Raw genomic sequence first — 21,978 nt, forward strand, 5'->3', positions numbered from 1 at the left:
AATAATGATATTATATTAAAATATTTTACTAGGAAATATAATGAATAAAAATGATTCTATTATTAAAAGAGTTAAAAAAGTTATTGCTAATGTTTTAGAAATTAAAGAAAAAAATATTACAAATGATACTTCTTTTAAAGATTTAAATGTTGATTCTCTTGAAACTATTGAAATTATAATGTCATTAGAAGAAGAATTTAATATTGAAATTTCAGATGAAGATACTGAAAAAATTACTTCTATTCAAGAAGCAATTAATTATATTAATAATTATGAAAATCAAAATTAATTTAAAAAAATTAAAAAATAAAATATTTAATTTTTTTATTTTAATAAAATATTATATATTTTTTATATAGATAAAAATTTAATGTATAAACGTAGAGTAGTAATTACTGGTATTGGTATGATTACTCCTATAGGTAATTCAATAAAATCTAATTGGTGTAATCTTATAAATGGAAATAGTGGTATAAATTTAATTAATACTTTTAATACAAATAAATATAAAACTAAAATTGCTGGTCTTATAAAAAATTTTAAATATAAAAATTATTTTATAAATAAAAAAAAAAAAAATATTGATTTATTTATACAATATGGATTAGTTGCTTGTAAAGAAGCTATTAAAAATTCTGGTATAATATTTAAGAAAAATTATAATCCAAGATTTGGTGTTTCTGTTGGTTCAGGATTAGGTGGTATAAATTTAATTGAAAAAAATTCTTATATTTTAAATAAAAAAGGTTTAAAAAAAATAAGCCCTTTTTTTTTCCCATCTACTATCATAAACATGATAACAGGAAATATTTCAATTGACTATAAATTAACTGGTCCAAGTTTATCAATTAGTACAGCTTGTAGTTCAGGAATTCATAATATTGGTATAGCTTTTAAAATAATATCTTATAATGATGCTGATATTATGATCGCTGGAGCATCAGAAAAAGCTGTTACTCCTTTAAGTTTAGGTGGTTTTTGTGCTATGAAAGTTTTATCTAAAAGAAATAATCAACCTAAAAAAGCAAGTAGGCCATGGGATAAGGATAGAGATGGATTTGTAATTGGAGATGGAGCAGGTATATTAATTTTAGAAGAATATAATCATGCAAAAAAAAGAAATGCAAATATTTTTGCTGAATTAATTGGATTTGGAATGAGTAATGATGCATATCATATAACTTCTCCTTCTTTAAATGGGAAAGGAGCTCAGTTATCTATGTTAAATGCATTAAAAGATGCAAATATTAATCCTGAAAAAATTCAATATATAAATGCACATGGCACATCTACTGTATTAGGAGATATAGCAGAAGCAAATGCTATTAAAATAGTTTTTAAACATAATTATTCTAAATTATTTGTCAGTTCTACTAAATCTATTACTGGACATTTATTAGGTGCTGCAGGAGCAATTGAATCTATTTATTCTATTTTATCATTAAAAAATCAAATAGTTCCACCGACAATTAATTTAGATCATCCTGATAAAGATTTAAATTTAGATTTTGTACCTCATTTTTCACGTAATGTAAATAATATGAAATATGTACTATGTAATTCTTTTGGTTTTGGAGGTACTAATGCGTCATTAATTTTTAAAAAAATATAATGTATTATTAAAAATAAAATTTTAAATAATAAAAAATATTTAACATTTTCAATAATATTTGAATAATTAATAATATATATATATATTATATATAATTAATTTTAATTTATTTTTATTTAAAAATATTCAAATATAATACTATTTTTAGTAGTAAAATTTTAATAAAAAAATGAAAAATAATAAATTTATTGTAGTAGAGGGTATAGATGGATCTGGGAAAACAACAATTTGTAATTATATAGTAAAATTATTAAAAAATTTTAATATTACAAATATTATATTAACTCATGAACCTGGAGGTACTCCTATTGCAGAAAAATTAAGAAATATTATAAAATTTGAAAAAAAAGAAAATTTTTCTTATAAAACAGAATTATTATTAATATATGCTTCTAGATTACAATTATTAAATAATATTATAAGACCTAATATTAATACACATTGGATATTATCTGATAGATATGATTTATCTTCTTATGCTTATCAAATTGGAGGAAGAAAACTAAATAAAAATTACATAATTTTTTTACAAAATTTTATTAAAAATAACATAAAACCTGATATTATTATTTATTTAGATGTAAATCCTATAATAGCTTTAAAAAGAATTAAATTTAAAAAAAAAGATAGAATTGAAAACGAATCTATAGATTTTTTTTCTAGAGTTCGTAATTATTATTTAAAAATAGCAAAAAAAAATAAATTCATTAAAATAGTTAATGCGAATAATAATTTAAAAAGTGTTAAATTTTTAGTTAAAAAAATAATTATAAAATTAATAAAATCTATAGAAATATAAAAATGAATAAACTTCCTTATCCTTGGTTAGATTTTTTATATAAAAAAATAATTTATCAATTTTTAAGTAAAACAAATTATAATACTTATACTTTTTGTTCAATAAATGGTTTAGGTACTATTTCTTTAGTATATGAATTAATCAAATGGATTTTTTGTATAAATAAAAAAGATTTATATAGTTGTTGTATTTGTCATCATTGTTTATTAATAAAAGAAAATAATTATCCAGACTTGCATATTATTAAATGTAATAAAAATCAAACAAGTATTAGTATAGAATTAATTAGAGATTTAATAAAAAATATTTATAATTCTCCTTATCAAGATAAAGGTAAAATTATATGGTTTCCTTATGCAAAACAGTTAAATATATCATCTAGTAATGCTATTTTAAAAATTTTAGAAGAACCGCCTATAAATACTTGGTTTTTTTTACAATGTACTAATAAATATGAAATATTATCTACAATCTATAGTAGATGTCAATTTTGGAATATATATCCTCCTAGTGAAAAATTAGGTATATTTTGGTTAAAAAATAAATTTAAAAATAAAATAATTTTTAAAAAAAAATATATACAAACAGCATTACGATTATGTAATCATGCTCCAATTTATGCATACAAATTGTTAAATAATATAATATGGAAAGATAGAAAAACTTTATATAATATTTTTATCTCTTCTTTAGAAGAAGATATAATGAAATTATTATATATATTAAATAATAAAAATATTTTATTATATCTAAATTGGATATATCTAATTTTATTAGATACAATAAAATTACATCTTAAAATAAAAGAAAAATATTTTTATAATTTAGATCAAATTATTTTTATAAATAAAATATCTAATTTAATTTTTATAGATAAAATTTTATTAATGATAAAAAAAATATTATATTATCGTAATATTTTAATAAAAATTAATATAATTAATCATGAATTAGTATTAATTAATTTATTATTATCTTTAGAAAAGATTTATAAAAATAAATAATATTTTTCAAATGTAATTAAATTAAGGTTTCAAAATGTTTAAAAATACATTTTCTAATATGCAAAAAATTGGTAAATCTTTAATGTTACCTGTATCAGTATTACCTATAGCTGGTATATTATTAGGTATAGGTTCAGCTCATTTCCATTGGTTACCTCAAATTATTTCTAATATTATGGAAAAAACAGGTAGTTCTGTATTTACAAATATGCCACTAATATTTGCTATTGGTATAGCTTTAGGATTTACTAAAAATAATGGTACATCTGCATTAGCATCAGTTGTTTCTTATGGTATTTTGACAAAAACTGTTGAAGTAGTAATTCCTATTTTATTACATAATAAAATTACACAAGAAATAATAATGCAAAAACATCTTTCTGATACGGGAATTTTAGGAGGTATTATTGCTGGTTCTATTGCCGCTTATATGTTTAATCATTTTCATAAAATTCAATTAGTTGAGTATCTTGGTTTTTTTTCTGGAATACGTTTTGTTCCTATTATTTCTGGATTAATATCTATTTTTATAGGTTTATTATTATCTTTAATATGGATACCTATTGGTAAATTAATACAAAATTTTTCATATTGGGCTGTTTATCAAAATCCAATATTTGCATTTGGTATTTATGGCATAATAGAAAGAGCATTATTACCTTTTGGTTTACATCATATATGGAATGTTCCATTCCAAATGGAAATTGGTTCATTTGTTAATACAGTAACTAAATTAACATACCATGGTGATATTGCAAGATATATAGCTGGAGATCCGTCTGCAGGTAAGTTAGCAGGAGGTTTTTTATTTAAAATGTATGGATTACCAGGAGCTGCTATTGCAATATGGCATACAGCAAAAAAAGAAAATAAAAAAAAAATTGGTAGTTTAATGTTATCTGCAGCATTAACATCATTTTTTACAGGAATTACTGAACCTATAGAATTTTCATTTATGTATGCAGCACCTATATTATATATTATTCATATTATTTTATCTGGATTATCTTTTCCTATTTGTATTTTATTAGGTATGAGAAACGGAACTAGTTTTTCTCATGGTTTAATAGATTTTATTATTTTAAGTGGTAATGGAAGTAAAATATGGTTATTTCCTATTATAGGTATTATCTATACTATTATTTATTATAGTATATTTAAAATATTAATAAAAAAATTAAATTTACAAACTCCTGGTAGAGAAAAAATAAAAAATGATATATACGAAGATAATAATCTATTATCAGAAAATTATATTAAAAAATTAGTAAATGCTTTTGGAGGAATTAATAATATTACTAATTTAGATGCTTGTATTACCAGATTACGTATAAGTGTTGTAAATACAAATAAAGTTGATAAAAAAACAATAAAATTACTAGGATCTTCTGCCGTTTTTATTTCAGGTAATGGTATTCAAGCTATATTTGGAACTAAATCTGATAATATAAAAACAGAAATGGAAGATTTTATAAAAAGAAATAAAATAAATAAAAATTAAGATAAATTACTATAAAATAAATTTTATGAAGAATAAAAAAAATATATTTCAAAAAATTTTATCTGGAAAAATTACTACTGATATTATTTATCAAGATAATTTAGTGACTGCTTTTAACGATATAAATCCTCAGTCTCCAGTTCATATTTTAATTATACCTAATACTTTTATAAGTACTCTTAATGATATTAAAAAAAATGATGAATTAATATTAGGAAGAATGTTATTTGTTGCATCTAAAATAGCAAAAAAAAAAAATATTTCTGAAAAAGGATATAGAATTATAATTAATTGTAATAAACATGGATGTCAAACAATATTTTATTTACATATGCATTTATTAGGTGGAAGACAAGGTATAAAAGATTTTTTTTAAGAAATATTTAAAAAAATCAAATAATATTTTGTAACTAATAATATTTATTATGCTATGTATTAATAAATTTATATTAAATACATAGCAGTAATTTTTTCAAAAGTTATTTTTATTTAAAAATATGTAAGATTAAATTTAATATTTTTGCAGAATATCCTGTTTCATTATCATACCAAGAAATTAATTTAAAAAAATTATTATCAATATTGATACTTGCTTTTTTATCAAATATAGATGTTAATAATGATCCATTAAAATCACTTGATACAACATCATCTTCTGTATAACCAATAATATTTTTCATATAATTATTGGATGCAAATTTAATAACTTCATAAATATTTTCTAATGTAGTTTTTTTTAAAACTTTAACTGTAAAATCTACTACAGAAACATTAGCTACAGGTACTCGTAAAGAAATACCTGTTAATTTATTATTTAATTCTGGTAAAACTATACCAACAGCATTTGCTGCTCCAGTACTTGAAGGAATAATATTTTGATAAGCCCCTCTACCACCTCTCCAATCTTTTCTAGAAGGACTATCTACAGTTTTTTGTGTAGAAGTTACTGCATGAATAGTTGTCATTAATCCATTTTCAATAATATAATTATCATTAATAATTTTAGCTAAAGGAGCTAAACAATTAGTAGTACATGAAGCATTAGAAATAATTTTTTCTCCTTTATAATTATTTAAATTAACTCCACTTACATACATAGGAATAGAATTATCTTTAGGAGGTGCTGTAATAATAACTTTTTTTGCACCAGCAAAAATATGTTTATTAACAAGATTTTTTGTTAAAAAAATACCAGTAGATTCTACTACAACATCAATATCTAAATCACCCCATTTTAATTTACTAGGATCTGATTCAGAAAAAATTTGTATAGTATCTTTACTATTTATAATTAAATTATTATTTTTAACTTTAATTTTTCCATTAAAATGTCCGTGTGTAGAATCATATTTTATCATATAAGCCATATAATTTATTTCTAATAAATCATTAATTGCTATAATTTTTACTTTAGTATTTTTTTGAGCAATACGAAAAAAAATACGACCTATTCTACCAAATCCATTAATAGCAACCCTAATAGACATTTAATTATCTCCTAAAAATAAAAATATAATAAAATTATTTATATTTTATATAATATATAAAGAATATGTTTCTTTTAAACTATAATTTTTATTATTTAATGATAAAAAATTTTCTTTAAAAAAATCTTTTATGTAAATTTTAATAATGTTAGACAAAATATAACTATGTGATTCAATAATAAAATTTAATAAATTAAAAGTCTTGATATTTTCCCATTGTAATTTAACATGTTTAATTTTTGTTAATTGAGATATTTTTAATACTGCATAATCAAAATCACCTAATGCATCAACTAAACCATGTTTAATAGCATCTTTTCCTGTAAAAATTATACCATTAGCTATTTTTTTAACTTCTTCTATAGGTTTATTTCTTCTCTGAGAAACTAGATTAATAAATTTTTCATAGCCATTTTGTATACTTAATTTTAATATTCTTTTTGCTACATATGGCATTTTTTTACTCATAACAATCCTAAATCGATCTGATATATTTACTACATCTTTATTTATACCTAATTTTTCTAAAAATCCACTAAAATCAGTTACAACACTAAAAATACCTATAGAACCAGTTATAGTTGTAGGATCACTTATAATATAATCACCTGCTGTAGAAATCCAATATGCTCCTGATGTAGCCATACTACCCATTAAAACTACTATTGGTTTATGAACTTTTCTTAATAACTTTAGTTCACTATAAATATCCTGAGCAGCCATTATATCTCCTCCAGGACTATTAACTTTTAATATTAATCCTTTAATATTTGGATTTTTATAGACATTATGTATTTCACCAGTAATTATCTTACTTGTATTTTTACCGTACTGCATTAATCCATCTACAGTTATAACTGCAATATTACCATTATTTTCTTCTATATTATTTAATTTATATATATTTATATAATCATTGAGATTAATTTTATTATATGTTTCTTTTGAATTATTCCATCCAAATTTTTTGATCATTTCTATTTCAAATTCAGAATTAGTACCAATTTTATCTATCAATCCATTTTCTAATGCAAATAAAGCAAAATCTCCATGATATTTTTCTAAAGATAATAAAAAATTTTCATCAGATGGAAAAATTTTTTCTGGTTTTATATTTCTATTATTAGAAATAGTTGTTAAATAATCATCCCATAAATCGTTAAGTAATTTTTGCATGATTATTTTATTATAATTAGACATATTATTTCTTAATAAAGGTTCTACAGCTGATTTATATTTTCCTATTTTAAATACATTAGGTTTTATTTTTAATCTGTCTAACATATTTTTATAATAAAAACTACCTGTTTCAAAACCATGTAATTTTACATGACCAAAAGGAGACATAATAATTTTATTAGAAAAACTAGCTAAATAATATTGATTTTGATCATATATATCTGCAATTGCATATATTTTTTTACCTGATTTTTTAAAATCATTTAAATATTTTCCAATATAACGTAATGTAGACATATCGTGAATATTAAAGTTATTCAATCTTAGTATAATTCCAGAAATGTTTCTATTTTTTTTTGCATGATTAATAGATTTAACTATATCTAATATAGAATAATTTTTTTTTTTTTGTATATATTTATTAAATAAATTAAATAATAAACCATTTTTATATACAGTATCATTATTAATATTTTCTTCAAAATTAATTTCTAATACTTGATTATTTTTTTTAAATGTTCTATTAATACTTTTATTATGTTTTATATTATGTATGTAATAAAATATTATAGAAACTAATAATATAAAAATTATATTTATAATTAGTATTCTAGTAAAATTAATCAATGACCATAAAGAACAACAAAAAAATTTTATTAAACTAAAAAATTTAATCATTTTTCACCTATTAAAAAAATATAAATTTATTAATTAATTTTAAAATTTACCCAAATAGGAGCATGATCTGAAGGTTTAATTAAATTACGTATAGAATAATCTATATTAGAATCAATATAATATTTAATTAATGATTTAGTTATTAAAATATTATCAATTCTTAATCCTTTATTCATAATATATCCTTTATTTCTATAATCAAACCAAGAAAATTTATTATTTATTAAAGGGTGTTTTAAACGCCAAATATCAAATAATCCCCAATTAAGTAGTTGATAAATACAAAATCTTTCTTCTGGTAAAAAAGAACATTTTCCTTGTTCTAACCATTTTTTACGATTTCTTTCTCCTATACCAATATCTAAATCAGTAATACTCACATTAATATCACCTATAACTATAATATGATTATTTGGATTTAAATTTTTTTTAATATAAAGATATAAATTATTAAAAAATTTTATTTTATATTTAAATTTTATAATATTTTTTTTATTATCTCCTTGAGGAAAATAACAATTTATTATTTTTATATTACCAATAGAACTATTTAAATCAATCATTATTAATCTTTTTTGGTTATCATCATTACTTTTTAAAAATCCTTTTTTAATATTAATTGGTTTAATCTTACTCAAAAAACAAACACCGTTATATTTTTGTTGACCATATGTAAAAATATTATAACCTAATTTAGATAATTTTTTTTTAGGAAAATTTTCATTATTAACTTTTATTTCTTGTAAACCAATAATATCAGGATTATAAATTTTTATAATTAATTTTAACTGATGTATATGAGCTCTTAATCCATTAATATTAAATGAGATAATTTTCATAATAATTTAAGTTTTTTAAAATTACCATTTTATATATTATATTTTTTATAAGTAAAATATTCATTATTTTTATAATATAAATTTAAATAAAAAACACAATTTTTCTATTAATTTATGCCAATATGGTCTTTTTATCCATAAATTATATTCTAATTTTTTAGATTTTAAAATATATTTATTTTGTGTAAGTAAAAGTGAATTATTAAAAATAATATCATATATAATCAAATTAATTTCAAAATTTAAATATAAACTTCGTATATCAAAATTTACAGTACCTATAAAACTAATTTTTTTATCTATAATAATACTTTTTGTGTGTAAAAAACCTTTTTTTAGTTGATAAATTTTAACACCAAATTTTAATAGTTTATAAAAAAAAAATTTATTAGCCCAATAAATTAAAATTGAATCATTATATTTTGGTATAATAATTTTTACATTTACTCCTCTTTTAGCAGCAATACAAATTGCTAATAATAAATTATTACTTGGAATAAAATATGGAGTTGTTATGATTAAACTTTTTTTACATAAATATATTGCTGTAATTAAAGAATTATGAATAATTTGTGTTGATAATTTTAATCCAGAAAAAACTACTTGTATTTTATTAATATTATTTTTTTTTATATTTTTATATTTAACTAAATTTTTTTTTAGTTGTTTAATAGATAAAATATTTTTACCTGTTTCAATTTTCCAATCATATGAGTAAATAATACTTATTGTATTAACTATTGGTCCTTTTATACGAATCATTAAATCAATTAAATTTCCTATTTTAATATCTTTTTTAAAAAATTTAACATCTATCATATTCATACTACCAACATAAGCAATTTTATCATCAATTAAAACTATTTTTTTATGTTGTCTTAAATCTATACGATAAAAAAAAAATTTAAAAATTGTAATTTTTAATGATTTAACAATAAAAATACCTGTTACTTTTAACATAATCTTATACCAAGAACTATAAAAAAATTTTCTACTTCCAATAAAATCTAACATAATATAACATTTGACTCCTCTTCTCGCTGCCATTATTATAGATTTTGAAAATTTATCAACTAATCCTCCTGGTATCCATATATAAAAAACAATATGTATACTATTTTTTGCCTTATTAATATCATTAATTAATAATTTAATTGATTTGAAAGATGAATTTATTAATTTGATTGAATTATTAGACATACTTAAAATATTTTGTTGGTTTTTACATAATTGAAATAGTGATTTAATTTCTGAAATTGTATTTTTATTTTTATAATACAATTTATAATATTTTTGTAAATTTTTTAATAATTTAGTATAATGAACCCATATTTTTTTAGATTTTTTACATTTAAATTTTTTTTTAGAATAAATTTCTACAAAAATAAAATAAAAAATTATTCCAATAGTAGGGAAAATATATAAGGTAAAAAACCACAATATATAAATATTTATGTCTTTATATCTTATAAAAACTCTAATTATAATATAAATTATTATAAATATATGAATATATAATAATATTTTATGTAAGAAATGCATAAAATTAATCATATTAAAATCTAATATTTTAAAACTTAAATTTTTTAAATTCTTTTATACTTTAAAAAGAAAATGTATAATATCTCCATCTAAAATAACATATTTTTTACCTTCTATTCTAATTTTACCTGCTAATTTTATTTGTGTTTCATTTTTATAAAGTGCATAATCTTTAAAATGAATTACTTTAGCTCTTATAAAACCTTTTTGAATATCACTATGAATTTTTTTAGCAGCATCTAATGCTGTAGTTCCTTTTAAAATGCTCCATGATTTTGTTTCTTTTATTCCTACAGTATAAAAAGTATGTAAATTTAATAATTTAAAACTTAAAATTATTATTTTTTTTAAATTAATATTTTTTTTTAAAAAAATTAATTTTTTTTCTTTTTGAGGAATTTTTAAACATATTTTACAAACTAAATATTTTTTAATTAAAATATTTATTTTTTCTAAAAAAAAATTATTTTCAATTTTATTTCTACTTAGATTGGCTATAATCATCATAGGTTTTATTGTTAATAATTTTAAATTTTGTAAAAATTTTTTTTCTTTTAAATTTAAACTTAAAAAATTAAGTAATTTTCCTTTTTTTAAATAATCTAAACAAATTTTTAATAAATATTTCCATTTATAAAAATTTTTATTTAAGATATTGTTTTTTAATTTATTTATTAAATTAATATCAAATTGAATAATTTCATTATTTATTATATTAATATCTTCTATAGGATCAAATGATAAGTTTATTATATTTTTATCATTAAAACAACGAACTACATGAATAATAGCATCAACTTCTGATATATTATATAAAAATTGATTACCTAATCCTTCTCCTTTAGAAGCTCCTTTTATTAATCCTGCAATATCTACAAAAGTTACTATAGATTGTATAATTTTTTTAGATTTAGCTAATTTAGCTAAATAAAATAATCTATCATCAGGTACAGTAACTATACTAGTATTTGGTTTTATTGTACAAAAAGGATAATTTAAAGCATCTACATTAGAATTAGTTAATATATTAAATAAAGTAGACTTACCTACATTAGGTAGACCTATAATACCACATTTTAATCCCATTATTTAACCTTATTATTTTTAGAATGTAAGTAATTAATAGCTTTATTATAATTTTTAGTTTTAATTAAAAGTATTAAAGCATTAATACTATTTTTAATAGCAAAATTAATTTTGTTTTTTTCTATTTCTGTAGGATAATTTAATACAAAATTATTTATTTCTGATTTATTATGTGGACGTCCAATACCTATACGTAATCTATAAAAAGAATTATTATTAAAAATTTTAATAATATTATTTAGTCCATTATGACCTCCACTACTCCCTCCATATTTAAATTTTATTATTCCCGGTAAAAAATCTAATTCATCGTGAATAACTAAAATATTTTTAAAATAAATTTTATAAAAATTGATAATATTAAATATTGGTTTACCTGAATTATTTATAAAAGAATTAGGAATAAATAAAATTATTTTATATTTTGCAATATAAATTTCACTAACATAACCATCAAATTTTTTTATTTTTTTAAATTTTACATCAAAATTTTTAGATAATTTAATAAGATAATCAGAACCTAAATTATGGCGAGATCCAATAAATTTATTATTTATATTATTTCCTAATCCTATAATTATTTTAATATAAGTATTCAAATATTTACCTATTTATTATTTTTATTTAAACATTATAGAAATAGATTCTTCATTACTAATTCTTCTTATTGTTTCTGAAAGCATATGAGATAAAGATAATACTTTAATATTATTTAATTTTTGTATTTTTTCATTTAGTGGAACACTATCACATACAATAAGTTTATCTATTACAGAACTAAAAATATTTTTAGCTGCATTACCAGAAAAAATAGCATGTGTAACATATGCTAAAACTTTTTTGGCTCCATTATTTTTTAATGCTTCAGCTGCTTTACATAAAGTTCCTCCTGTATCAATAATATCATCTATTAAAATACAATCACGTTTATTAACATCTCCAATAATATGCATAATTTCTGTTATATTATTAGTTCTTCTTTTATCTATTACTGCCATATCTATGGTTCCATTAAATAATTTTTTTGCCATTGCTCTCGCACGAACTACTCCACCAATATCAGGAGAAACTATTATTGGATTATTTAATTTATATTTTAATATATCCATTAAAAATATAGGACTAGCAAATATATTATCTACAGGAATATTAAAAAATCCTTGAATTTGTTCTGCATGTAAATCTACTGTTAGTATTCTATTTACTCCTACTTTAGATAAAAAATCAGCTATTACTTTAGCAGTAATTGGAACTCTAGCAGAACTAATTCTTCGATCTTGTCTAGCATAACCAAAATATGGAATAACTGCTGTTATTCTACCAGCTGATGCTCTTTTAAAAGCATCAATCATAATAATTAATTCAATTAAATTATCATTTGTAGGATTACAAGTTGATTGAATTATAAAAATATCATCTCCTCTTACATTTTCATTTATTTTAACAGATATTTCTCCATCACTAAAACGTCCTACAAATATTTTACCTAAATTAATATATAAATGATTAGCAATCTTAGTTGCTAATTTTATAACAGAATTTCCAGAAAATAATTTCATATTAGACACTAATTCACCACCTATTTAATTATAAAATTAATTTTTTTTTAATATTAAATGATAATAATATAAATAAATTTTTATATATAAATTATGTATATAAAATATATTTTATATTAAAATACTAATAAAATATTATTTATAATATATAATATTATATTTGTACTTAAAATACTAAAATAAATTTTATGAATCCTTATATTATTAAAAAACTTAATATATTACAAAAAAGATATAATTATATAATAAAAAAATTAAATAATTATAAATTATATAATGATTATAATTCTTTGCGTAATTTATCAACTGAACATGCAAAATTATCTAACATAATTAAATTATTTATCAAATGGAAAAAAATTAAATTAAATTTAAAAAATAGTGAATCACTATTAAATGATAAAGAAATATATTCTATAGTATTAGAAGATATAAAAAATATTAAAAATAAACAAAAAAAAATAGAAAAAAAAATAAAAAATTTTTTTATTTCTAAAAATACAAAAGACAATCGTAATTGTTTTCTAGAAATAAAATCTGGTTCAGGAGGAAATGAAGCAGCAATATTTGTAAGTGATATTTCTAGAATGTATATTAGATATGCTGAATCTAAAAAATGGAAAGTAGAAATTATTCATATACATTATAGTGAACATGGAGGTTTTAAAGAAATTATTTTAAAAATTACTGGTATTGGAGTATATGGAAGATTAAAATTTGAATCAGGAGGACATAGAGTACAAAGAGTACCAGAAACAGAATCACAGGGTAGAATACATACTTCTACTTGTATTATTGCTGTTATGCCAGAACTATTAAAAACAGAAATTCCAGAAATAAATAATCAAGATTTAAAAATTGATACATTTAGATCTTCTGGAGCAGGTGGACAACATGTAAATACAACAGACTCAGCTATTCGTATCACTCATATTCCAACAGGAATAGTAGTTGAATGTCAAGATGAAAGATCTCAACATAAAAATAAAGCTAAAGCTTTAGAAGTTTTGATAGCTAGAATTAATGCAATAGAGATTGCAAAAAAAAATAGAGATCATGCACTAAAAAAAAAAATATTATTAGGTACAGGAGATCGTTCAGATAGAAATAGAACATATAATTTTATTCAAAAAAGAGTAACAGATCATCGTATTAATTTAACAATTTATAAATTAAATGAAATTTTGAATGGAAATTTAGATATATTAATAAATCCTATTATACAACAATATAATACTAATAAATTATCAAATATAATAAAAAAATAAATGATTATTAAAAAATGGTTAAAATATTCAGCTAATTTACTAAAAAAAAATAAGATATTATTATATCATTTAGAATCTGTAATATTATTATCTTTTATTTTAAAAAAATCTAAATCATGGATTTATGGTTTTTGTGAAAAAAAAATAAATTATACAAAATTAAAAATACTAAAAGATTTATTACAAAGAAGAATTAAAGGAGAACCTATAGCATATATATTAGGTTTTTGTGAATTTTGGTCATTAAAAATTTATGTTTCTCCTTATGTTTTAATACCTCGTAAAGATACTGAAATTTTAGTAAATATTATTTTGCAAAAAATTAATAATAATACTACAAAAATATTAGAATTAGGTACTGGTAGTGGTGCAATTGCTATTGCAATTGCTTTTGAATATAATTTTTTAAATATTATTGCTATTGATATTTGTAAAAATATACTTAATATAGCAAAATATAATGCTAAAAAATTAAATATTTATAATATTACTTTTTTAAAAAGTAATTGGTTCAGTAAATTAAAAAATAAAAAATTTGATATTATTTTTAGTAATCCTCCATATATAAGTATTGACAAATATTTTTTTTTAGAAAAAGAACTAAAATTTGAACCTTTTACATCATTAATTTCCCTTAAAAAAGGGACAAAAGATTTAAATTATATTATTTCAAAATCTTTAAAATATTTAAATAATTATGGTTGGTTAATATTAGAACATGGATATAAACAAGGATATATTATAAAAAAAATGTTTCAAATAAAAAATTTTAAAAATATTAATCAATATACCGATATACAAGGATATAATAGAGTTATATGTGGACAAAAAATTATAAATTAAAAAATTTTAAAAATTTAATTATTATAAAAATTTTTTGAGAAATTAAATATATTTAATACTAACTAAATAAAAAATAACAAATATTATTCTAATATTTTATATATATTTTATAAAAAATTTTTGTTATTATTAAATAATATTTTTATTATAAAAAAAAAATGCAACAAAATTATAATTTAAAAAAAATAGATAAAAAATTAAATTTATTTAATAAAAAAAAATTATTAGAAAAGGATCATAGGTCTATAGGAAAAAAATTAGATTTATATCATTTCCAAAATGAATCTCCGGGAATGGTTTTTTGGCATAATAATGGTTATATTATTTTTCGTGAATTAGAAAATTTTTTACGTTTAAAATTAAATCAATATAATTATATAGAAGTAAAAACTCCTTTAATAACTGATATTTCTATATGGAAAAATACAGGACATTGGAAAATTTATAAAAAAGCAATTTTTACTACTTATTCCGAAAATAGAAAATATTGTATTAAACCTATGAACTGTCCTGGACATATACAAATTTTTCAACAAAAATTAAAATCATATAGAGATTTACCATTAAGAATTGCAGAATTTGGTATTTGTCATAGAAATGAATCATCAGGATCACTACATGGTTTAATGAGATTAAGAAATTTTACTCAAGATGATGCACATATATTTTGTACAAAAAATCAAGTTATACAAGAAATAGAAAATTGTATTAATATGATGTATGATATTTATCGTGTTTTTGGTTTTAAAAAATTTTTAATTAGATTATCAACAAGACCTTTAAATAAAATTGGTAATGATAAACTTTGGGATCAAACAGAAAATGATTTATCTTATATTTTAAAAAAATTAAATATTAATTTTGAATATAAAATAGGTGAAGGAGCATTTTATGGTCCTAAAATAGAGTTTTCTTTTTTTGATTGTTTAAATAGAGAATGGCAATGTGGTACAATTCAATTAGACTTTACATTACCACAATGTTTAAATTTATTTTATATTAATAAGAAAAATATACATGATACTCCAATTATTATACATCGTGCTATTTTAGGTTCAATAGAAAGATTTATAGGTATTCTTCTTGAAGAATTCTCTGGTTATTTACCTATTTGGTTAGCACCTATTCAAATAATAATATTAAATATTAGTGAAAAACATAATGATTATGTTTTAAAAATATTTAAAATAATTAAAAAAAATAATATTCGTGTAGAATATGATATAAAAAATCAAAAAATATCATTTAAAATTAGACAATATACTATTCAACATATTCCTTATATTTTTATATGTGGAGATCAAGAAATTAAAAATAATACAATTTCTGTTAGAAATTGTTTTGGTAAAAATTTGGGATTTATGAACATTCATGATATTATTAACAAAATAAAAAAAGAAATTATTAATTATAGTTTAAAAAATTAAGGAGATAAAATATTAAAAGTGGAAAAAAAATATTACAACTATTACGACCTAATAAAATAAATAAAAATATTAGAAGTAAAATTGTAAGATTAATAGGATTAAAAGGGGAGCAAATTGGTATAATTAACTTAAAAGAAGCTTTAAAAAAAGCAGAAAATACTGGATTTGATTTAGTTGAAATTAGTCCTAATTCTATACCTCCTGTATGTCGTATAATGGATTATGGTAAATTTTTATATGAAAAAAATAAAATTTCTAAGGAGCAAAAAAAAAAGCAAAAAATAATACATTTAAAAGAAGTTAAATTTCGTCCTGGAACAGATATAGGAGATTATCAAGTTAAGTTACGTAATTTAATACGCTTTTTAAAAAAAGGGGATAAGATAAAAGTAACCTTAAGATTTAGGGGTAGAGAAATGTTACATACTAAACTTGGTTTTTTTATGTTAAATCGTATAAAAAAAGATTTAGAAAATTTAGCAATAGTTGAATCTTTTCCTAAAAAAGTCGAAGGTAGACAAATTACAATGATATTAATTCCAAAAAAATAAAAATTAATAAAAAATAAATTTTTATTAAAAATTATTTAAGGTTAAAATATGATAAAAATTAAAACAGTACGAAGTGTTTCAAAAAGATTTAAAAAAACCAGTACTGGAAAATTTAAACATAAGCAATCTCACTTAAGGCATTTATTAACTAAAAAAAGTAAAAAAAAAAAAAGATTATTAAGACAAAAAAAAATAGTTAAAAAAGGAGATACATATTCATTAAAAACTTGTCTTCCTTATTTATAATAATAAAGAAGAAATAAATATTTTAAACAAAATATTAGGAGTTTTTACATGGTAAGAATTAAACGTGGTGTTACTTCAAAAGCTAGACATAAAAAAATTTTAAAACAAGCAAAAGGTTATTATGGATCTAAATCTAGGACTTATCGTTCTGCTTTTCAGGCAATTATTAAATCGGGACAATATTCTTATAGAGATAGAAAACAAAAAAAAAGAAAATTTAGGCAATTATGGATTATGCAAATTAATGCAGCTGTAAGAAAAAGAAAAATTTCTTATAGTAATTTTATATATAATTTAAAAAAACATAATATTAATATAAACAGGAAAATTTTAGCTAATATGGCAATATCTAATAACGTATCTTTTAATAAGTTAATAAAATATTCAATTAATTAAGTAATTTTTTATTAAATTTTTATATTTTTATTTTTTAGTATATTAATGAGAATATTTTTATGAAATCTAATGATGATTTAATAATCAATGCTAAAAAAGAAATTTGTGAAACAAAAGATATTATTAATTTAAATAAATTAAAAATTAAATATTTAGGTAAAAAGGGTTATATCTCTTCTCAATTTTTACTCATAAAAAAATTAAATAAAAAAGAAAAAATTAATAAAAGTATCATTATTAATTATCAAAAAAAAATAATTAAAGAAATAATACAAAAACGTAAAAAAGAAATAGAATTTAAAATAAATAGTAAACAATATTTATCACAGGAAATAGATATATCATTACCAGGTAAATTTATTAAAATAGGTTCTGAACATCCTTTAAGTTATATTATTAAAAAAATAGAAAATTTTTTTATAAAAATAGGATTTCAAATAGTCATGGGTCTTGAAATAGAAGATAGTTTTCATAATTTTGATGCATTAAATATTCCTAAAAATCATCCAGCAAGAACAAAAAAAGATACATTTTGGTTAGATAAAAATATATTATTACGCACACAAACTTCTAATGTACAAATTAGAATAATGAAAGAAAAAAAACCTCCTATACGTATATTAACTGCTGGAAAAGTTTATCGTAATGACTGCGATAGTAATCATACACCAATGTTTCATCAAATAGAAGGTCTATATATTAATAAGAAAGTAAATTTTGTGGATTTAAAAGGAATTTTATCTTTATTTTTAAATTTTTTTTTCGGGGAAAAATGTAAAATACGTTTTAGACCTTCATATTTTCCTTTTACAGAACCTTCTTTAGAAATAGATGTTTTAAATAAAAATAAAAAATGGGTTGAAGTTTTAGGAGCTGGTATGGTACATCCTAATGTATTAAAAAATGTTAATATAAATTCATCTAAATATTGTGGATATGCTTTTGGTATAGGAGTAGAAAGATTAACTATGCTATATTATAATATAAATGATATTCGTTCATTCTATAAGAATGATTTGCGTTTTCTTAAACAATTTAAATTAAATAATTTTATATGATTAAACTTAGTGAATTATGGTTACGTAAATGGTTAAAAAATGATGAAGATATCAGTATTCTATCTAAAAAATTAACAAAATTAGGTTTTGAAGTAGAAAAGATTGAACCTATTTATATTAATAAAAATTATGATAATATTTTACATATAAATATTCCATTTAATAGACCTGATTGTTTAAGTATATTAGGTTTATCAAGAGATTTATTTACTTTATCAAATAATAAATTTTTTGTTGATACTCCTTATAATAGTTTAATAAAAAAAACTAAAGAATATAAAATAAACATTTTTTTTGATAACAATATAAAAAATAAATTATATAAATATAATTATTGTATAATTAAGAATATTGATTTAAAAAAAAAAAATTATATCATTATTAATGATAGGTTATATAAATCAGGTTTTTATATACATAAAAATCCATTATTAAATATTCGTAATTATATATTTTTAGAATTAGGCTATCCTATCCAATTATATGATTTAAATAAAATTAAAGAAAATATTTATATAATTAATAATACAAAAAATAAATTTAATTTTATTGATACTGAAAATCAAAAAATTAAATTCATTAATAATAAAAATAATGATTTTTTAATTATTAAAGATAATAATAAAATATTATCTATACCAGGAATAACTCAAAATAAAGAAATAATAGTAGAATCAAATACAAAAAATATTTTAATAGAATGTTTATTTTTAAATAAAATATATATTAATTCACTTTTAAAAAAATATCATTCTTATGATAATATTTTTAATATGTATAAAAGATATTTAGATCCATTAATTATAAAAAAAGTAATAATAAGAACAGTAAATTTAATATCAGAAATATTTGGAGGAAAAATAGGTAATATATATTCATTTAACATAAATGATATTAATTATATTCCTAAAAAAATAATATTATCCTTCGATAAAATAAAAAAAATTTTAGGTTTTAGTATTAATAAAAAAAATATTAATAATATTTTAATTAAACTTGGTTTTCTTATTTTAAAAGAAAAAGTGAATTATTATATTATAAAAGTACCTAGTTGGCGTAATGATATAAATATAGAAGAAGATATAATAGAAGAAATTATACGTATATATGGATATAATAAAATTCCTAGTAAAGTAAAAATATATTTAAATAAAAATGATATTTTAAAAAATAATAAATTTACATTAAAAAATAATAAAATTAATTTAAAAAACATTAAAAATATATTAATTAATAGAGGATATTACGAAGTAATTAATTATAGTTTTATCAATCCTAATATACAATCTATATTGTATCCTAAAATAGATTTTATTAAAATTAAAAATCCCATTACCAAAGAAGTATCTGTAATGCGTAATTCATTATCATATGGTTTAATAAATAATATTATTTATAATCAGAATAGACAACAAAAAAATTTACGTTTTTTTGAATATGGTTTATGTTTTTATAAAAATTTTAAAAAAAAATTAGGTATATCACAAGAATTTATATTATCTGGAATAGTTAATGGTAATATACAAGAAGATTACTGGAATGAAAAAAATAGAACAATAAATTTTTATGACTTAAAAGGTGATTTAGAATCTATTTTTAATTTTTTTACTAAACAAAATAAAATTGAATTTCGTAAACAATGTAATATGACAATATTACATCCTTACATAAATGCATCAATATATTTTAATAATATATATGTTGGATATATTGGTATGTTACATCCTAAATTTATTAGTTATTTTAATATAGAAAATAAAAATACTTTTTTCTTTGAATTATTTTTTAATAAGATTATTATTAATAATATTTTTTTTATAAAAAAAAATATTAATTTTCCAATTAATCGCAGAGATATTTCTTTTTTTATTAATAAAAATATATATTTTATAGATATTTTAAATGAATTAAATTTATTAAATTTAAAAGAAATAATAAAAATAAATATTTTTGATGTATATCAGAGTAAAAATATTCCTATAGGCTATAAAAGTATTACTTTAAGTTTATTTATTCAAAATAAAAATTATACTTTAAATGAAAAAGAAATAAGTTTTATTTTACATAAGTGTATTTTAACATTACAACAAAAATTTCAAATTTTATTAAGAAATCATATTATCTAATATAATTTAAAAAAATTTTTAAATTATTTTAATAAATAAAAATTTATTTTAATTTAAATTAATAAATTAAATGTTCTTTATTATAAAGATGATGATTGTTTGTTAATATATAGTTAATAAAATATTAAAAGTTAATTAAAAAATGTTTACAGGAATTATTAAATCCATAGGAAAAATTAAAAATATAATTTATAAAAAAAATTTATATTTTATATATGTACAAATAAAAAAAAAATTTAGAAAAAATTTAAAAATAGGACAATCAATTTCTAATAATGGTTGTTGTTTAACAATTATTAATTTATATAAAAACATAATTGTTTTTAACATATTAAAACAAACTTTTAATATAACTACTTTTAAAAAAATTAAAATAGGTGATTATTTAAATCTTGAAAAACCTATTACAATAAATAATTTTATTGGGGGGCATTTAGTTTTAGGACATATTACTAATATAGCTAAAATTATTAATATTAAAAATTATAATTTTTCTAAAATTTTATGGATAAAACCAAATAATATTCTTCAGATGAATTATATTTTTAAAAAAGGATCAATATGTATTGATGGTGTTAGTCTAACTATAGATAAAAAATTAAAAAACAAATTTAGTGTAAATATAATTCCAGAAACATTATTAAGAACTACATTATCAAATAAAAAAATTAATGATTATGTAAATATTGAAATTGATTTATATGCTTATATTATAGTTAAAACAGTAAAAAAAATACATAAAAATAATATTAAATATATTTAATAAAATTAAAGGAA

22 protein-coding genes are annotated in these 21,978 nt (G+C 18.7%); 15 read left to right on the forward strand and 7 right to left on the reverse strand.

Going from position 1 to position 21,978, the window contains the following annotated elements:
• The first annotated feature begins 40 nt into the window (after positions 1–40).
• The 6 genes from acpP (at position 41) to GJT90_RS00450 (ending at position 5,292) form a co-directional block, all read left to right on the forward strand.
• Complete coding sequence (gene acpP, locus GJT90_RS00425) at positions 41–289, forward strand: acyl carrier protein (protein WP_168919939.1); 249 nt, start codon at positions 41–43, stop codon at positions 287–289.
• Between the two features lie 81 nt (positions 290–370).
• A complete protein-coding gene (fabF, locus tag GJT90_RS00430; RefSeq protein WP_168919940.1) occupies positions 371–1,612 on the forward strand; it encodes a beta-ketoacyl-ACP synthase II in 1,242 nt (413 codons plus the stop codon).
• Between the two features lie 169 nt (positions 1,613–1,781).
• Positions 1,782–2,411, forward strand: coding sequence for a dTMP kinase (gene tmk / locus GJT90_RS00435; protein ID WP_168919941.1), 630 nt, complete (start codon positions 1,782–1,784; stop codon positions 2,409–2,411).
• 2 nt (positions 2,412–2,413) lie between these two features.
• Positions 2,414–3,415, forward strand: coding sequence for a DNA polymerase III subunit delta' C-terminal domain-containing protein (locus tag GJT90_RS00440; RefSeq protein ID WP_168919942.1), 1,002 nt, complete (start codon positions 2,414–2,416; stop codon positions 3,413–3,415).
• A 34-nt stretch (positions 3,416–3,449) separates the two neighbouring features.
• Entirely contained in the window at positions 3,450–4,916 is a 1,467-nt protein-coding gene (gene ptsG, locus GJT90_RS00445; RefSeq protein WP_168919943.1) for a PTS glucose transporter subunit IIBC, read from the forward strand.
• Positions 4,917–4,941: 25 nt separating this feature from the next.
• The gene (locus GJT90_RS00450) at positions 4,942–5,292 is read left to right on the forward strand and encodes a histidine triad nucleotide-binding protein (RefSeq protein ID WP_168919944.1); all 351 of its coding nucleotides are present in this window, start codon (positions 4,942–4,944) and stop codon (positions 5,290–5,292) included.
• Between the two features lie 109 nt (positions 5,293–5,401).
• On the opposite strand, the gene gap is transcribed toward GJT90_RS00450, so the two are convergent.
• From gap to GJT90_RS00485, 7 genes are all read right to left on the reverse strand, one after another.
• The gene (gap, locus tag GJT90_RS00455; RefSeq protein WP_168919945.1) at positions 5,402–6,403 is read right to left on the reverse strand and encodes a type I glyceraldehyde-3-phosphate dehydrogenase; all 1,002 of its coding nucleotides are present in this window, start codon (positions 6,401–6,403) and stop codon (positions 5,402–5,404) included.
• A 45-nt stretch (positions 6,404–6,448) separates the two neighbouring features.
• A complete protein-coding gene (gene sppA, locus GJT90_RS00460; RefSeq protein ID WP_168919946.1) occupies positions 6,449–8,260 on the reverse strand; it encodes a signal peptide peptidase SppA in 1,812 nt (603 codons plus the stop codon).
• A gap of 29 nt (positions 8,261–8,289) precedes the next feature.
• Positions 8,290–9,099, reverse strand: coding sequence for an exodeoxyribonuclease III (gene xthA, locus GJT90_RS00465; RefSeq protein WP_168919947.1), 810 nt, complete (start codon positions 9,097–9,099; stop codon positions 8,290–8,292).
• A 69-nt stretch (positions 9,100–9,168) separates the two neighbouring features.
• Complete coding sequence (gene cls, locus GJT90_RS00470; RefSeq protein ID WP_168919948.1) at positions 9,169–10,653, reverse strand: cardiolipin synthase; 1,485 nt, start codon at positions 10,651–10,653, stop codon at positions 9,169–9,171.
• Positions 10,654–10,695: 42 nt separating this feature from the next.
• Positions 10,696–11,727 carry a redox-regulated ATPase YchF gene (ychF, locus tag GJT90_RS00475; RefSeq protein ID WP_168919949.1) on the reverse strand — a complete coding sequence of 344 codons (1,032 nt, stop codon included), beginning with the start codon at positions 11,725–11,727 and terminating at the stop codon, positions 10,696–10,698.
• Positions 11,727–12,326 (reverse strand): aminoacyl-tRNA hydrolase, encoded by a 600-nt coding sequence (pth, locus tag GJT90_RS00480; RefSeq protein ID WP_168919950.1) that lies wholly within the window; start codon positions 12,324–12,326, stop codon positions 11,727–11,729. Before pth ends, ychF begins: the two co-directional genes overlap by 1 nt.
• A gap of 21 nt (positions 12,327–12,347) precedes the next feature.
• Complete coding sequence (locus GJT90_RS00485; RefSeq protein WP_168919951.1) at positions 12,348–13,295, reverse strand: ribose-phosphate pyrophosphokinase; 948 nt, start codon at positions 13,293–13,295, stop codon at positions 12,348–12,350.
• A 179-nt stretch (positions 13,296–13,474) separates the two neighbouring features.
• Between GJT90_RS00485 and prfA the strand changes: the two genes are divergently transcribed.
• From prfA to GJT90_RS00530, 9 genes are all read left to right on the forward strand, one after another.
• Entirely contained in the window at positions 13,475–14,554 is a 1,080-nt protein-coding gene (prfA, locus tag GJT90_RS00490; protein WP_168919952.1) for a peptide chain release factor 1, read from the forward strand.
• Positions 14,555–15,397, forward strand: coding sequence for a peptide chain release factor N(5)-glutamine methyltransferase (gene prmC / locus GJT90_RS00495; RefSeq protein WP_168919953.1), 843 nt, complete (start codon positions 14,555–14,557; stop codon positions 15,395–15,397).
• Positions 15,398–15,555: 158 nt separating this feature from the next.
• Positions 15,556–16,824 (forward strand): threonine--tRNA ligase, encoded by a 1,269-nt coding sequence (gene thrS / locus GJT90_RS00500; protein ID WP_168919954.1) that lies wholly within the window; start codon positions 15,556–15,558, stop codon positions 16,822–16,824.
• 11 nt (positions 16,825–16,835) lie between these two features.
• A complete protein-coding gene (gene infC, locus GJT90_RS00505) occupies positions 16,836–17,375 on the forward strand; it encodes a translation initiation factor IF-3 (RefSeq protein WP_168920250.1) in 540 nt (179 codons plus the stop codon).
• 48 nt (positions 17,376–17,423) lie between these two features.
• Entirely contained in the window at positions 17,424–17,621 is a 198-nt protein-coding gene (gene rpmI / locus GJT90_RS00510) for a 50S ribosomal protein L35 (RefSeq protein ID WP_168919955.1), read from the forward strand.
• Positions 17,622–17,669: 48 nt separating this feature from the next.
• Positions 17,670–18,017, forward strand: coding sequence for a 50S ribosomal protein L20 (gene rplT / locus GJT90_RS00515; RefSeq protein ID WP_168894607.1), 348 nt, complete (start codon positions 17,670–17,672; stop codon positions 18,015–18,017).
• A 59-nt stretch (positions 18,018–18,076) separates the two neighbouring features.
• Complete coding sequence (gene pheS / locus GJT90_RS00520) at positions 18,077–19,075, forward strand: phenylalanine--tRNA ligase subunit alpha (protein WP_168919956.1); 999 nt, start codon at positions 18,077–18,079, stop codon at positions 19,073–19,075.
• Entirely contained in the window at positions 19,072–21,201 is a 2,130-nt protein-coding gene (pheT, locus tag GJT90_RS00525; protein ID WP_168919957.1) for a phenylalanine--tRNA ligase subunit beta, read from the forward strand. Before pheS ends, pheT begins: the two co-directional genes overlap by 4 nt.
• A 142-nt stretch (positions 21,202–21,343) precedes the next feature.
• Positions 21,344–21,964, forward strand: coding sequence for a riboflavin synthase (locus GJT90_RS00530; protein WP_168919958.1), 621 nt, complete (start codon positions 21,344–21,346; stop codon positions 21,962–21,964).
• The last annotated feature ends 14 nt before the right edge of the window (positions 21,965–21,978 follow it).

The organism is Enterobacteriaceae endosymbiont of Donacia dentata (assembly GCF_012570745.1).
GTDB lineage: Bacteria > Pseudomonadota > Gammaproteobacteria > Enterobacterales > Enterobacteriaceae.